This window comes from Martelella mediterranea, assembly GCF_004342225.1.
Classification (GTDB): Bacteria; Pseudomonadota; Alphaproteobacteria; order Rhizobiales; family Rhizobiaceae; genus Martelella; species Martelella mediterranea_B.
Map to the genome: position 1 here is coordinate 1 of NZ_SMAR01000031.1, position 14,944 is coordinate 14,944.

13 protein-coding genes and 1 pseudogene are annotated in these 14,944 nt (G+C 55.1%); 4 read left to right on the forward strand and 10 right to left on the reverse strand.

What is annotated here, in order from left to right; translation table 11 throughout:
- Positions 1–103: 103 nt before the first annotated feature.
- From EDC90_RS16035 to EDC90_RS16045, 3 genes are all read right to left on the reverse strand, one after another.
- On the reverse strand, positions 104–598 hold the full coding sequence (locus EDC90_RS16035) for a helix-turn-helix transcriptional regulator (RefSeq protein ID WP_132313441.1): 495 nt from the start codon (positions 596–598) through the stop codon (positions 104–106).
- Between the two features lie 59 nt (positions 599–657).
- Positions 658–1,236, reverse strand: a complete 579-nt coding sequence (locus EDC90_RS16040; protein ID WP_245511088.1) for a cytochrome b/b6 domain-containing protein — start codon at positions 1,234–1,236, stop codon at positions 658–660.
- Between the two features lie 67 nt (positions 1,237–1,303).
- Positions 1,304–1,564, reverse strand: coding sequence for a PepSY domain-containing protein (locus tag EDC90_RS16045; RefSeq protein ID WP_132313446.1), 261 nt, complete (start codon positions 1,562–1,564; stop codon positions 1,304–1,306).
- Positions 1,565–2,070: 506 nt separating this feature from the next.
- Here EDC90_RS16045 and EDC90_RS21570 point away from each other — a divergent pair.
- From EDC90_RS21570 to EDC90_RS16060, 4 genes and pseudogenes are all read left to right on the forward strand, one after another.
- A pseudogene (locus EDC90_RS21570) lies at positions 2,071–2,175 on the forward strand (hypothetical protein); the annotation flags it as partial.
- Positions 2,176–2,475: 300 nt separating this feature from the next.
- A complete protein-coding gene (locus EDC90_RS16050; protein WP_245511090.1) occupies positions 2,476–3,480 on the forward strand; it encodes a hypothetical protein in 1,005 nt (334 codons plus the stop codon).
- Positions 3,481–3,692: 212 nt separating this feature from the next.
- The gene (locus tag EDC90_RS16055; protein WP_245511091.1) at positions 3,693–7,202 is read left to right on the forward strand and encodes a S8 family serine peptidase; all 3,510 of its coding nucleotides are present in this window, start codon (positions 3,693–3,695) and stop codon (positions 7,200–7,202) included.
- Positions 7,203–7,224: 22 nt separating this feature from the next.
- Complete coding sequence (locus EDC90_RS16060; protein WP_132313453.1) at positions 7,225–7,695, forward strand: hypothetical protein; 471 nt, start codon at positions 7,225–7,227, stop codon at positions 7,693–7,695.
- 34 nt (positions 7,696–7,729) lie between these two features.
- Here the strand turns inward: EDC90_RS16060 and EDC90_RS16065 are convergent, their stop codons facing one another.
- The 7 genes from EDC90_RS16065 to dsbD all read right to left on the reverse strand — a co-directional run bounded on the left by EDC90_RS16065 (position 7,730) and on the right by dsbD (position 14,826).
- Positions 7,730–8,482 carry an ABC transporter ATP-binding protein gene (locus tag EDC90_RS16065; protein ID WP_132313455.1) on the reverse strand — a complete coding sequence of 251 codons (753 nt, stop codon included), beginning with the start codon at positions 8,480–8,482 and terminating at the stop codon, positions 7,730–7,732.
- Between the two features lie 23 nt (positions 8,483–8,505).
- The gene (cysW, locus tag EDC90_RS16070; RefSeq protein ID WP_132313457.1) at positions 8,506–9,354 is read right to left on the reverse strand and encodes a sulfate ABC transporter permease subunit CysW; all 849 of its coding nucleotides are present in this window, start codon (positions 9,352–9,354) and stop codon (positions 8,506–8,508) included.
- Between the two features lie 3 nt (positions 9,355–9,357).
- The gene (cysT, locus tag EDC90_RS16075) at positions 9,358–10,167 is read right to left on the reverse strand and encodes a sulfate ABC transporter permease subunit CysT (RefSeq protein WP_245511092.1); all 810 of its coding nucleotides are present in this window, start codon (positions 10,165–10,167) and stop codon (positions 9,358–9,360) included.
- Between the two features lie 158 nt (positions 10,168–10,325).
- Complete coding sequence (gene cysP / locus EDC90_RS16080; protein ID WP_132313459.1) at positions 10,326–11,330, reverse strand: thiosulfate ABC transporter substrate-binding protein CysP; 1,005 nt, start codon at positions 11,328–11,330, stop codon at positions 10,326–10,328.
- A gap of 315 nt (positions 11,331–11,645) precedes the next feature.
- Positions 11,646–12,338, reverse strand: coding sequence for a L,D-transpeptidase (locus EDC90_RS16085; RefSeq protein WP_132313461.1), 693 nt, complete (start codon positions 12,336–12,338; stop codon positions 11,646–11,648).
- Complete coding sequence (locus EDC90_RS16090; protein WP_132313463.1) at positions 12,335–12,970, reverse strand: DsbA family protein; 636 nt, start codon at positions 12,968–12,970, stop codon at positions 12,335–12,337. The genes EDC90_RS16085 and EDC90_RS16090 overlap by 4 nt, the downstream gene beginning before the upstream one ends.
- Positions 12,971–12,996: 26 nt before the next feature.
- A complete protein-coding gene (gene dsbD / locus EDC90_RS16095) occupies positions 12,997–14,826 on the reverse strand; it encodes a protein-disulfide reductase DsbD (RefSeq protein WP_132313465.1) in 1,830 nt (609 codons plus the stop codon).
- Positions 14,827–14,944 lie beyond the last annotated feature (118 nt).

Here is a 14,944-nt window from a genome sequence, read left to right on the forward strand (position 1 = left end):
GGGTCATCGGAAATCTCCTTTGACACAAGGAATCACAAATCACACAAAAACGGAATCCCATACGATTCATTCATCGCGCCTGACGCTCTAATGGCTTTTCGCCTTACGTGCCGGAACTACGCATCGTGCTTTGTGCATCCGAATGGATGCACGGCGTTCTAAGCCCCTCGCCCAGAAGCTCTTCAACAAACCATGCAGCGAACTGGGCTCTGCCTGAAACACCGGCTTTGGCATAAATCCGTGCGAGCTGCGCCCGCACCGTCCCCTGCGCAGAGCCCCGCACTTCAGCAATTTCAGCTATATCCAGCCCTTTCAGCGCAAGAAAGCCAACCTCACGTTCGGCTGAAGTGAACCTCCATATTGCAAACTGGCTCTCAACAACGCGGGTGAAGTCACCACGCGCACTTTCAATAGCCCGTTTCTGTTTCGACATCTGCTCCAGCGTCAGGCGAAGCTGCAAGCCTGCCAGAAGAATGCCAAGCACCAACACAAGCGCGATAAGCGCCTCAAGGATTGAATGCGCCCCAGGCGGCTTTTCAAAAAGATCGCGCGTTGCATCCGCAACAAAGAAAACCGCTGCAATGCATTGCAGCATCATAAAAAGAGCAAGGGCGACCGTTTGAGATCGCCCCGGCGTTTTTGGCTTTTCTTCTCGGATCAACGCGGTGGACCTTTGATCATCGGACGAACCAGATTGCGCCGGAGCGCCACGCTTTCGGCTACCACTCCGGCAACGTGTATGAACGCCAGTATAAGCATGAAGTTTGCGGCGGTTTCGTGAACGCCCTTTACAATTTCACCTGCACCTTCTGAATGGCCTTCATCGTCCTCACCATCCTTACCGACAAGCACAGACCAGTCGCCACTGGCAACGGCGGCCCGTTCTTCGGAGATTGTTACCGGCGACTTGGCATCCGTCATGATCAGACCTGTGGCAATCACGACGGCCAGAGCCAGCCAAAGTGCATAGACCATCATGGCACCGGCAGGGTTGTGCGAGCTGTACTCGCGAGGACGCCCACGCAGCAGTGACAGAAGATGCGATACTGCAGCTCGCGGATCGGGCAGGAAGGAGGAAAAGCGCGCTTCTTTTGGCCCGAGAAAGCCCCATCCAAAGCGGATGAACAACACAGCCATGGCAACCCAACCAACCCAGATGTGAACAGTCCCACCGGGTTTTGATAGCAAACCGTTGATGATGACAGCGGCGGCAATCAGCCAGTGGCTGATACGCACTACAGGATCCCACGGATCAGGAGGAGCACTCTCGGCTCCTTTGCTGGATTTCTGAGCGCTCTTCATGTCAGTCTTTACCCGAAATTCTGGCGACTTTTCCCGATGCCGGGTCGATATAAACCTCCCACATCTGACTGTTGGAATCGGAACATTTTGCTTCAATCATAGCGCCTTCGGCTTCAGATGCGCGAACCGTACAGCCGGTCTTTTCCAAAGCGGCTGTCGCATCCTTTGGGTTGGCGCCAACCACATCGCCGACGGATGGCATAGCGAAGGCAGAAACCGGCCCGGCAATGAGCGAAAGTGCGAAGAGAACAGAACGTTTCATGGTTTTTCCTTTCGTTTAGAAAAGCACTCGGACTAGCCGAGGCCATGACCGGATCTCACCCGCCCTTATCCGCGCGGTCCATCTGCTTATTGCTGATTTGACCCCCTATAAGCGGCTGCTTACTGGATTTACTATCGCCCTCGCACCGATGTTTCACATCATACGGCTCAGATGAGTAAGCCTGCATGCACGTTTGATCCCTACATTTTCCAGATAGAAGCAAAAACGCAGCATTCTTCTTTAGACTGACCAGACATCTATCGCAAAAGCCATTTTGTTCAGACTATTGACAATAACATGCTCGTCGGATGGACTGACAAATATCAATTTGGCAAGGACCGTTCCGGCGGCTCCTCTGGAAAGAGGCGAGATGAGAAGCAGCAATGCGATATCTTGATATTGAGTTTTCTCCTGATTTTCTCTCGGCAAAAAAAGACGGAGATGAGCGCAAGATATCTTTTACCCGCCAGGAGCGGATACTGCTGCGGCACTTTACCGCCAATAATATGCGTCTTTTGCAACGCAATGATCTGCTCGCCGTAATCGATGGTGAAAATACAGCAGCCGGTGATCGCCATATCGATTTTCTGGTGAATAAGTTGCGCCGCAATCTGGGTGATAGCGCGCGCAATCCACGCTTTATCCGCACTCAATATGGCGAAGGCTATATCTGGATTGCCGAGAAATCCGACCCGGACAAAGATGACACCGCGTGCTTCATGTGCATTGGTCCGGTATATGGGCTGGAGCGCGGTGGTGAAGAGGCAGAACACTGTGTATCCCAGCTGCGGGATGAATTGCAGGCCGGTCTCGGCGCAGAAAAGAGCGTCACGCTGTCGCACGGAAAAGAGCGACCAGACTGTGAGTTCACGCTTGAGGTTCATATACACAGATATCATAGCACACTTCATATGGCGCTGATTCTGCAAAGAGATGGCGAGATTATCGCGATCGAGCGACTCGACCGGCAGCATCATTCCAACAATACCGGTGCTGACACCATAATTCAGAATATATGGACCTATCTCGCGTTACCGCCGGCAGGCAATGGACGCCCCGGAGATACACCGATCTGGATTCGCCAGCATGATGCCGCTTTGCTTTTGAGCACCGGTCAATCCGGCGTCAGCTGGCGCGAAAATGCGAGAAAGCTGCAACGGGCAAAGCACTCAGCCCCGGAAGACAAGCGCCTCGACATCATGTGGGGCCTTAACCTCTATGTCCGGTTGCTGCAGAGCATGAGCGAGCGCGATGAATGGCTTTCCCAGAAAGAGTGGGACAGCATTGAACATGAGATCGAAGATATATGCCTCGCAAGACTCCCCGGCCTTTCCGAAATACCGGAGATGAAACTGGCAACCGCCAAGTTAATGATCTTCATCAACAGGGGGCATACGGATCGCGCAGAACTGCTCATCGATGAAGCATTGCAGAAAAGCGCATCCTTCGCGACCATTGTTTCACTGAGAGGCCAGATCAGTGCCAATCGCGGCCATATCAGAGAGGCCTGCGCCCTCTACGATGAAGCGATCACACTATCGGATCCGGGCAGCGAATTTTATATCTACCTCCACGTCCTGAAGGCCGCAGCATTTAGGGCCGGAGCACAACACGAAGAGCTTGCGACTCTATCCGCAATGTTTCGCCAGCATCTGCCGGTCGCACATCAGCAACTTAAGATGCTGCTGGAACCAGACTTTGAAATCGATCCTTCGGAGCCAATATGGAATGGTACGGAGCTGACTTCGACAACAGCACAGAGCATGCTTCAGCATCTCTTCCGAATTTTCGGCCGTCACTTTGAACATCGCAGGCATCGCAAAAATATTATGGACCGACCGATACAGATTCTGACAGGCCTTTTCAGCGAAAGTGTCGTCAGCGACGAGATAAGAGCCAGTATTTGCAGGGCCTGACTGGCCGGGGCACGGCTATAGCAGGCCCAGTCCATCTCCTCTGAAGACTAAAAAATGCAGAGAAAGGCCTCAGCAAATACTCAGCAAACAATTTTATGCAATGAGGGCATCTCAAAGGCGTTTTTTTCCAAAGTCCGGTTTTATGTTAGGTTTTCCTGATTGTCCGGAACGAATTGCGCCGTATCTTTGTGAAAACAAAAGACAGAAAGTCTATGATGCGTTTTCTGACTGTCTCTGCGTGTGCCCCAAAACGCACTACTCGGCGCCGTGCAGCGATACTGCTTCTCACCTCGGCCTTGATCGGAACTTCACAGGCCTCAGCGCTTGGCGCGACCACAACACCGCCCGACAGAGAAAACGCTGCAGGAGTGTTTTCGGCAAAAGCGATTACTGACGCACTCGACAAGGCAGAGACATATGGTCGTCAGTCCTTTCTGGCGAGCATCGTCGAAAATACGCGACTGACGCCGGAGCGTGCTGACATGATCAGCGAACGTGCGATTGCGCTACGGCCTGATCTTGCGCAGAGCATCACACGCGCCGTTCAGTCCGGAAGGCATCTGGCGAGCCGTTACCCCGGAAAATCCCTTGCAGCGGGCACTTCGTCAATAACAAAGTCCTCTTCCTCTGGCCCCTTCCCTTACCCCGGTGGAAATCCGGGCATCCCGAAAAGCCAGCTCAGCGAGTATCAGCGCAATTATTCGCTTGATGCCATGCATGCAGATGCCGCACTTGAAAAAGGTTTTACAGGCAAAGGTGTGGTTGTCGGGGTCATTGATACAGGCATTGCCATCAGCCCCAATGGGACAGTGCATCCTGAATTTGCGGGGCGGATCGACCCTCGCTCAAAAAGTTATCTTCACTGGTTTGATACCAGCGTTGAAGGTGATCACCTGACCCCGGAGCAGTTCAAGGCTGCTTTTCAACAAGGGCCGGATGATTCTTATGATATTGATGGCCACGGGACCCATGTTTCCGGCATTATCGGCGCAGGGCGGAACGGGTTCGGCATGGAAGGCGTGGCACCGCAGGCCACCATCCTTTCCGTCGGCGCGATACCGGGAGGCGATGGTGAAGTCTTTGTCGATGGCGAGGATTTTGATATCGATGAGTTGCAGTATTGCGGTCCGTCGATACTGAATGGTTCCTGCGAACCTGTTACGGGGTCGCGTGTTCCCGATACGGTCGGTTTTGAATACCTGTCTCAGTTTTCGGATGTGAAAGTCATCAATGGAAGCTTCGGCGCCACGGCCGAGCCAAACCAGACGACCTGGGATATGCCTGTAGATGAACAGCCGCAGTTTATGGCCGATGCCAAAGCAATGCGGAAAAGCCTCGATGCCGGGCAGGTGATCGTCATGTCTGCCGGTAACGAATACGATATTGCTCCGGTTCTGGCAGAAAATCCCTTTAGCAGCGGATTATTCCCTTTCATCCAGCCCGAAAATCAGGGCGCGACCAATTCTCAAGGCGAGCTGATCTATGACGATCATGGTACCGGGCTTGATCTGAGCTTCACATCAGCTGAGGCGCTGGCAGCTGCAGAGGCCCAGGATGGCAAAGCCCGCGGACGCATTGTCGTTGTCGTCGCGCTCGATGCCTATAATCAGATCGCCAGCTACTCGAACCGATGCGGTGTAGCCAGACAATGGTGTATTTCTGCGCCGGGTGGTGACCAGCCGTCAGGCGCAGACAGCGGCATTTACTCGACAGTGCCTGAGGATCTGGTTGCAAGTGGCTATGACTCCTACTCCGGCACGTCTATGGCTGCACCGAATGTTTCCGGTGCAATCGCGGTTCTAACCGAGGCATACCCGGCACTGACGCCGGCTGAGATCCTCAATGTGCTGTTCCTGACGGCTGAAGATCTCGGGGCCTCGGGCGTTGATGATGTCTATGGCTGGGGCCTTGTCCGGCTTGATCGTGCCCTGTCTGCAGGACCTGTCAATATGACGGGTAACGGTGTTTATACCGTTGGCGCGGATAATGCCGACACGACCTGGGTCGCATCTTTTGAAAGCGATGGCAGCCTGGAAAAGAAAGGCACCGGCACACTCACCGTTTCCGGTGCTGCGACTTTCAGGCAAGGCATTGTTATCGATGGTGGCCTGCTGGACGCTGATGGCTATCTCACCACTCCGTCAGTCATGATCGGACAGAACGCGACACTGGGCGGCAGCGGGTTTATCGAAGGCGATGTCGACGTATCGGGCAGGCTTGCGCCGGGGAATTCACCCGGCACGCTGATTGTATCAGGTGATGTGACACTGAATGCAAGTGCCACCACGGCAATAGAAATTGATGGAACCGGAACAGAAAATGGTGCAGGCAATTATGACCGCATCCTCCTGTCGGGGAACGGCAATCTGTTCACAGCAGGCGGAATACTGAACCCACAATTACGCGGCATCACCGGATCGGCGATCAACAGCTTTGTGCCGCAACCGGGTGCGCTCTTCACATTCGCGTCAGCGCCGAATGGCAGCGTGACGGGCAGTTTTGATGTCCTTGTCCAGCCTGCAAGCGGCCTGCCTGCTGGCACACGCTTCGATGTTCTCTATCACGATACCGCACTTTCGCTCGCCACCACCCCTGAACGCTACGGAACACTTGAGACACTGGGCATTCAGACAGGCATCAACGAAAAGGCGCTTGGCCGGGCCATTGATGCCACGCGCCCTGCAGCGGGGCAGCGGCCGGATGCGGCCTACAATGACGGGTATAACGCGCTTTATGCCGCAAGCCTTGGCGATCTTGAATCCGGCATGTCGTCGATGACTGGCCAGATCCATGTGGAAATGGGAACGACAGCCGTCCGCGCCGTCGGCCGTTTTGCCGATACAATCGGTGAGCGGCAAATGGAACTGGCTGCTGGCTGGATGTCGGCCAACGAGACGGCATATGGCACCGGCACGGCCTGGGTCGCCGGCAATACGGTCTCAACCGATATCGGTGCATCCGGCGGTCTGTCAGGCTATGATTCGACCGCCGATAGCGGCGTTTTCGGTCTCGACTGGCAATTCAGTGAAGGCGTCGCCGGTATCGCTGCATCCTATGAGTACGCCGATGTCGGGGCTGGCACAAACGGGTCCGGCAATATCGACACCTATCAGGGCGCGGTTTACGGCACCTTGGATGCGGGCTTGATGGCTTTTTCCGCGCGCGCAGGCTTTTCCTACGGTGATCTTTCGACGAGCCGGGAAACGTCGCTTGGCTCCTATCATGCGACTGCCAGTGCGCGTGGTCACGGTACAGGTGGATTTATCGAAGCCTCCGCATTTCGTAAGCTTGATACGAATGTGATGACACTGACGCCGTCTGCCACATTCGGCTACAAAGGTTTTCACCGCCACAGCATGCGGGAAACCGGCAGCGCACTTGGGCTTTCACTTCCTTCCGAAACCTTTGAGGAAACCCAGACAACACTTGCCATGGCATTTTCCAGAGACATCGTATTTGACAACGGCCTGCGGCTGGAACCGCTTCTAAGCCTTGGCTGGCGACATGATTACGGCGACGTCAGCCGTTCTTCAGAGTCCGGCATTTTTGGCGGGAATTTCGAGGTGAACGGGGCCGATATCGGAGCCGATGCCTTTGTCGGGCGCATCGCAATGGCGGCCAGGGCCAATAACCGTTTCTCTTTTGAGGCGGCTTACGAAGGTGAATTTCGTGAAAACCTTCAGAGCCACGTCTTCTCAGCCAGGGCCAGCCTTAGTTTCTGAAACCGATGATTAGGAGATCAACATGACGAGATCGCATATCAGTAGTTTAAATCCCCTCATGAAAACGTTGCTCTCCGGGCTGGTTCTGGCAGGTATTGCGGGTTGTTCTCCAAGCACCAGCCCCGCGCCCGCACCGGTCAGCAACAGCGCGCCCGCTCAGGAAAAGGAGCTGCCCGATTCCATCGTCGGCAAGTGGAAAATGTATCCGGCAATCGGCCCAACGACCAGAAGCTGTTCAGTTGAGTTCAAGGCCAGCGCTTTTGATCAGCATAAAGGCCGGGTCAGCGCCTTTGCCTGCAACCAGGTTGAAGGTCTTGGCAGCATCAATGGAGTCAGTCAGATCAATGGCTGGGAGCGAAAGGGCCGCACGATCATCCTTTCAGGCATTGCCCAGCCGAATATCGGAACAATCGATCTGCCGATCGACTCCTTTTCCGACCGTGTCTACGGCAGCACGAAGGACGATATCCGCTTCGTCATCGTTCGGCAGTAGTATGACCAGATGACTGCCTTTCAGGGGCGCCGGGTCAGATACCGGCACCCTGATTTTCATAATTTGCCATACCTTCCAAAAACTCTGCCACAAACGGCGATGCCGGTTCGCGCATCAGCTGGTCGGCCGTTCCGAACTGCTCGATACGTCCATCCGACATGATCGCTATCCGATCCGCGATTTCGAAGGCTTCTTCCTGATCATGCGTGACCAGAATGGCGGAGATACCAACCTTGCGCTGAAGATCGCGTAAAGCCGTGCGCAAGCCTTTGCGGATCTTCTTATCAAGCGCGCTGAAAGGCTCATCGAGCAGCAGGAGACGCGGTTCGATCGCCAGCGCCCGTGTTAATGCCACGCGCTGCCGTTGCCCACCGGAAAGCTGAGAGGGATAGCGTCCGGCAAGATGCCCGATCTCGGCCAGCGCCAGAAGATCATCCACCCGCTTTTTCATGTCGGCACGCGACGGACGAGCCCAACGCGGACGCATCTTCAGACCGAATGCAACATTGTCGGCAACGCTCATATGTTCAAAAAGCGCGTAGCTCTGGAACACGACACCGAAGCGGCGCAGACGCGCTTCCAGCCCGGTAATATCATCATTGTCCAGCAACAGCCGTCCGGCATCGGCAAATTGCAGACCTGCGATGACTCGCAGAAGCGTGGTTTTGCCCGAACCGGAAGGCCCAAGAAGTGCCACAAACTCACCTGGCTCGATATCAAGGCTTACGCCATCCAGCACCAGATTATTGCCGTAGGATTTCGAAATATTTTCGACGTTCAGCCCCATGGCCGGACTCCCGATTGAATGCGTTAATGTGGCTGCGGGTGGCGTGCCTCGATAACCGAGCGCAGTATCAGCGTGATCACAGCGATAACCGTCAGAATGGTCGCGGCGGCAAAAGCGCCAGTCACGTTATAGTCATTATAAAGCAGCTCCACCTGCAGCGGCAGCGTCATCGTCTGGCCGCGAATATTGCCGGAAACAACACTGACAGCACCGAATTCCCCGATCACACGGGCATTGGCGAGAATTGCGCCGTAAAGCAGCGCCCAGCGAATATTTGGCAAAGTGACGTGTCGGAAGGTCTGCCAGCCGGTTGCTCCCAGCGTCAGCGCGGCTTCTTCCTGTTCGCTGCCTGTCATTTCCATCAGCGGGATCAGCTCCCGCGCCACAAACGGGCAGGTCACAAACAACGATACCAGCACGATACCCGTAAGATTGAACATAAGCTGAATACCATACTGGTCAGCAAGTCCGCCAACGAGACCGGTCGAACCATAAACCAGAAGATAGCAAAGACCGGCGACAATCGGTGAGATCGAAAATGGCAGCTCAATAATGGTGATCAGCGCGCGGCGGCCCGGAAACCGGAACCGGGTCACAGCCCACGCCGCGCAGATCCCGAAGACGATATTGACCGGCAAGGCGATCAGGGCTGTCAGCACAGTGAGCTTGATCGCATGCAGTGTCTCAGGCTCGACAATGTTTGAAAAGTAGATACCGAGACCTTCGGAAAAGGCCCGTACGAAGATGGCAAGGCTTGGCAAACCCATCACCAGCGTTGCGAACAAAACACCGATCACGATCAGTGCCGTGCGTTTGGCGCGCTGACGACGTCTCAGGGCAGCGACCTGAGGATGCAATTTATTGTCTGCCATGCCTCAGCCTCCCTTTACCAGATGCCGGCCGGCTCGGCTGGTCGCGATATTTGCGAGGATGAGAACCGCCAGAGCCAGAGCCAGCAGCGTTCCGGCAATCGCGCTTGCTGCGGGAAAGTCATACTCATCCAGCCGGATCATCACCAGAAGCGAAGCAATTTCAGTCTTGTAGGGCATATTGCCTGCGATGAAGATCACCGCGCCAAACTCTCCCAGCGAACGGGCAAAGGCCAGTGACGCGCCCATGACGAAGCTTGGCCAGAGCTGCGGAAACACGACATGCCTGAACACCTGAATATCGGTCGCGCCGAGTGTTTGGGCCGCTTCTTCAAGCTCTCTTTTCAGGCTTTCCATCACCGGCTGAACGGTTCTCACACCAAAGGGAACTGATGTGAACGTCATGGCAATGGCAATGCCCCACCAGGTATAAGCGACCTTGAGGCCGAACTCAGACAGCAGCATGCCCATCCAGCCATTCTGATCATAAAGCGCCACAAGCGCGATACCGGCGACAGCCGTTGGCAAGGCAAATGGCAGGTCAATCAGTGCGTCCAGAAGACGTTTTCCGGGAAAGCGATAGCGCACCAGAACCCATGCCAGAAGCAGGCCGAAACATGCGTTGAAAACTGTCGCGACAAAGGCAGCCGAAATGGTCACCCGAAAGGCAGCCAGCGTTCGATCTGAGCTGATGATCCGCCAGTAATCGGCGAAACCGAGCTGACCAAGCTGAAAGAACAGCGCACTTAACGGCAGCAGAATGATCAGGCAGACGAAGAGCAGGCTGACACCTAGCGTCAGCCCGAAGCCGGGCATCACCCGCCTCGCCCCGCGCCGCGGCCTGATGAACTGGGATTGCACAAATGCCATAGTGCCCCTGAAGGGTAAGCCGGAGCGCATGCTGCCTCCGGAGTTGAACAGCAATCAAGCCCGCGCCGCACATACGGAACGGGCCTGAGAAAAATCAGTGTGGATCAGCGTTTCGACTGAATCTGATCGAGAACACCGCCATCGGCAAAGTGCGTTTCATTGGCCTGTTCCCAACCGCCGAAAACATCTTCGACCGTTACAAGCTTAACATCGGGAAACTTGTCTGCATATTCCGCTTTGACTTCCGGGTTGTGAACCCGGTTATTGAAGGATGCGATAATTTCCTGGCCCTGCTTGGAATAGAGAAACTCCAGATAGGCCTTGGAGACACCCTCGGTGCCACGGCGTTCTGCGACTTTATCAACGACAGCAACCGGAAATTCAGCCAGAAGCGACATGGAAGGCACGACACGGGCATACTCGTCTTCGCCATACTGCGAACGGATATTTTCAACTTCTGCTTCAAATGTAATCAGCACATCACCGATACCGCGTTCGACAAAGGTCGTCGTCGCGCCACGCCCCCCGGTGTCGAATACAGCGACATTGTTCAGAATTTTGCCCACAAACTCCTGTGCTTTCGCATCGTCGCCACCGAATTTATCCAATGCATAGGCATAGGCGGCCAGATAGGTGTAGCGGGCATTACCAGATGTCTTTGGGTTCGGGAAAACAATCTGAACATCGTCGCGGGTCAGATCATCCCAGTCTGCAATGCCTTTCGGATTACCGTCGCGTACGAGGAACGCAGGCAGAGAGTAATAGGGCGAAGCGTTGTTCGGCAACGCCTGCTGCCAGTCTTCTGCCACAAAGCCATTATCGGCCAGCACCTGCACATCAAGAACCTGATTGAAGGTTACAAGGTCGGCCTTCAGACCCTGCATGATAGCACGGGCCTGTTTTGACGACCCGGCATGTGACTGGTTGATCGTCACATCCTGCCCGGTTTCGCCCTGCCAGTATTCGGCAAATGCCGGATTGATCGTGGCATAAAGCTCACGGGCAATATCGTAAGAGACGTTGAGGATCTCAACCTGATCATCGGCCCGTGCAGCCGGCGCGGTCAGAATGAGGGCGGCGCCGATGGCGGCGAAGAGCGTATTTTTCATGAGTGACCCCACTTTATGAAAATCTGAATTGTGGGGAGATTAGAAAATATGACGCCCAAGGCCAAGAAAACCATTCCTGTGAGCAGCATATCTTTGAAAAATTAAATTCAAACTTCGCGAGGAACTGTACCGTTCATTTTAAAAGGTTAGCCGCAGGCTCAAATGATGTTCAGTGGCCTCTGATCCCTCTAACGTGCTGGAAGGCATGGCATATGCCGGAAGCGGTCCAGGTAATACAGCAAAACACCGCGCAAACAAGCTGGCTGCTCGCGCGGTGTCTGTTTCTGACCTGCCACTCATCTGGGAAGCGAGTGCTCAGACATTCGTCGCAGTATCTTGCGGTCCGGTCCAACTGGCCGGAAGCACGACAACCTTCGCGCCATCCGGTACTCGCTGATAGAGATCCATAATGTCCTGATTCATCATACGGATACAGCCTGAAGACATTGCCTGCCCAATCGACCACGGCTCGTTGGTGCCGTGGATGCGGTAGAGCGTGTCCTTGCCGCCTTCGAACAGATAGAGTGCGCGGGCCCCGAGCGGATTCATCGGCCCGGCTTCCATGCCGCCCGCCCATTTCTGATAAGTTTCGGGATCGCGCTTGATCATGTTCTGCGTTGGTGTCCACGTCGGCCATTCGCGCTTGTAGGCGACGTTGGCGGTTCCTGACCATTCCATGCCAGCACGCCCGACGCCCACGCCGTAGCGCATCGCCTTACCATCTTCCATCACCAGATAGAGATACCGGTTCTGGGGATCGACGACCAGTGTTCCCGGCGTTTCACCTGTCGGATCGTCGACGATCTGCCGCCGGTATTCCGGCTCAAACTGTCTCAGATTGACGGCGGGCACCGCAAAGGGTTCGTCCGTGACAGCATCATAGCGCGCATCCTGAAGCACAGGCTGAGGCGGCGGCTGCTTTGGCTCTTGCCGGACGCCCGTAGAAGCGCAGGCTGAAAGCGCGGCAACAACGGTTACCATCAACAGTTTGAGGATTACGTTTTTCATTCGACGCGTTCTCCTGCGGCGTGACGGCGGCGGGCTTCCGCCACAGCTTCCTTGAAGCCATCATAGTCAAGCGTTGTGGTCATCATTGGACCGATCAGATAGGTCGGCGTGGATACAAGTCCCAGAGCGTCACCTTGTTCCATCGTGCGGCCAAGAAGAGCGACAATTTCCTTATGGTGGTTTGTAAGATCGTCCTGAAGCTGCTGCATGTCGACGCTGGTTTCACGCACAGCAAACAGCATCTCATCTTCGCTGACTTTATGCCCCGGCACGGACATTAAAGCGTGATGCACGTCCTCATACTTATCCTGATACTTCGCGCCGATCGCCAGCTGAGCACCATAAACGGACGCTTCCGACAGAACCGGCCAATCTTTGTAAACGAGACGGATATTACCGTCTTCCTCGACAATACGCTCAAGATCCGGCGCGGTCTTCTTGCAGTAAGGGCAATTATAATCGAGAAATGCAACAATGGTAACATCGCCATCCGGATTGCCTGCCTCAGGCGCATCCGGATCATGGAGGATAGCCTGAACATCGATGGACTGAGCCTGCGCCGGGGCAATCCCTGCAAAAGCCGAAAACGTTGCGGCAAAAACGGCCGCAACCAGAAAGCGCCTGCGTTTCATATTGATCTCCTTCATGTTCTTCAAAGTCAGGCTCCGGCCTGAGATAACTTCTGCGCTATGGTTTTGGTGGTAATTGCGCCTGTTATTCGCGAGCCACCAAGCTCCTTTCCGGATGCATCGACCAGAAACAGAGTCGGCGGCCCAACCACCGAAAACTGACGCATCAGCGTCTCAGTATCGGAATTCTGGCGGGTGACATCGACTTCAATCACCGGCACCTGAGCAAGCCGGACTGCGATGCCGGATTCGGCCATGATTTTCTCATTGGATTTGCATATGGTGCACCAGTCAGCGGTAAATGACACGAGGACTGGTTTTCCGGGCGCCGAAGCGCTGGCCAATGCCGTTTCAAAAGCGGCAGGCGTAGAAACCCTTGTTTCCGCGACCTTTCGCACACTTTCACTGGCTGGATGGTTCGCCAGAAAGGCCAGCGGCCGAAGCGGATCACTTTCCCCGGCCGAGGCACCAACAAGCATCACCACACCGGCAACGAATGCCAGAAGCCCGGTCGCCTTGGATGTGCGCTCAACCCAACCGCTCTTGCGGGAAAGGCGGTCGAAAGCCCCCGCATAGACAGAAAGTCCAACGGCAGAAGCGCCCCAGAGCGCCAGCGAAGCCACCGGCGGCAGCAACCTTGCAACCAGAAAAACCGCAACACCGAGAAAAACCACACCGAAGGCCTGCCGAACGGCCACAAGCCAGGGGCCGGATTTGGGAAGAATGCGCGCCCCAAATGTGCCGAAAGCAATAAGTGGCAACCCCATGCCAAGCCCGAGCGCAAACAGCGCCAAAGCGCCTTTTACTGCTTCGCCGGTGTTTATCGCATAAAGCATTGCAGCAGCCAGCGGTGGCGTCACACATGGGCCAATGATCAAAGCAGAACCAAACCCAAGAACAGAAGCGCCTGCGATCGATCCGCCCCGACCACGCCCGGAGAGCCAGGTCGTGATTCGGGAAGGAAGCTGAAATTCGAAAACGCCGAACATGCCCAGAGCCAGAAAGGTAAAAACAACAGCAGAAAATCCAAGAGCCCAAGGGGTTTGAAGCGCCGCCTGAAGATTGGCACCAGACCAGCCTGCAAACAGTCCCACCACGCCATAAGCCGCCGCCATGGCAAGCACATAGGCGCATGAAAGCACGAATCCGCGACCGGCAGAAAGCTTCTCACCTGCTCCGGCGAGTGTTGCAGACAGGATCGGTATCATCGGCAAGACACATGGTGTGAATGAAAGCAGAAGGCCGAATCCAAGAAAGCCGATCAACATCAGCGCCGGATTGCCATTCAGATACGATGCCGCCTGTTCAGCTCTATCCGGCGTTGCCGGTGCGGGGCTGGCTGCAACGTCATTGGTCGAAGCGGCAACCGGTTTGGCCGGGGTCGATGTAATATCGGGTGCCGATTTCCATGGGCTCGCAGTCAGGCGATTGCCACCAGAGCGAGCGTTTATACCGGATACGGCGAGCGAGGAAAGATCGAGCGTTTTCTTGACAGGAGGATAGCAAATCCCCTGCTCCGCACATCCCTGATAGACCACGGTCAGCTGACCAAAGTCAGGCTGAGGCGGAAGCTCACCTTCGACCTGATCATGAAAAACATGCACCCGCCCGAAGTTCGGATCATCCTTTTCCTCACCTTCAGGCAGGCTGACATCAATCGGGGCGTCGCCATTTTGCACCTTCAGACTGTCGCGATAAAGATAGGTACCCTCCGCAATATGCCAGTCCAGAAAGACGGCACCATCATCACCACGCTTGGCAGTAAGCTGAAAGACCTCATCTGCCGGTCGCGGCGTCTGAGCACCTGCGACACCAGCAAGCAAAAAGACGGCCAGAATTAAAGACAAAAATCTGATCATTGCAGTTATCCGGCATTCCTGATTGAACGATTGATGAGCCATGGCTCACGGGACCTTAAGTCAGGCTTAAGCTGACCGGTAAAAGCTAATCACGTTCTTGCGAGCAAACAGGAAATGC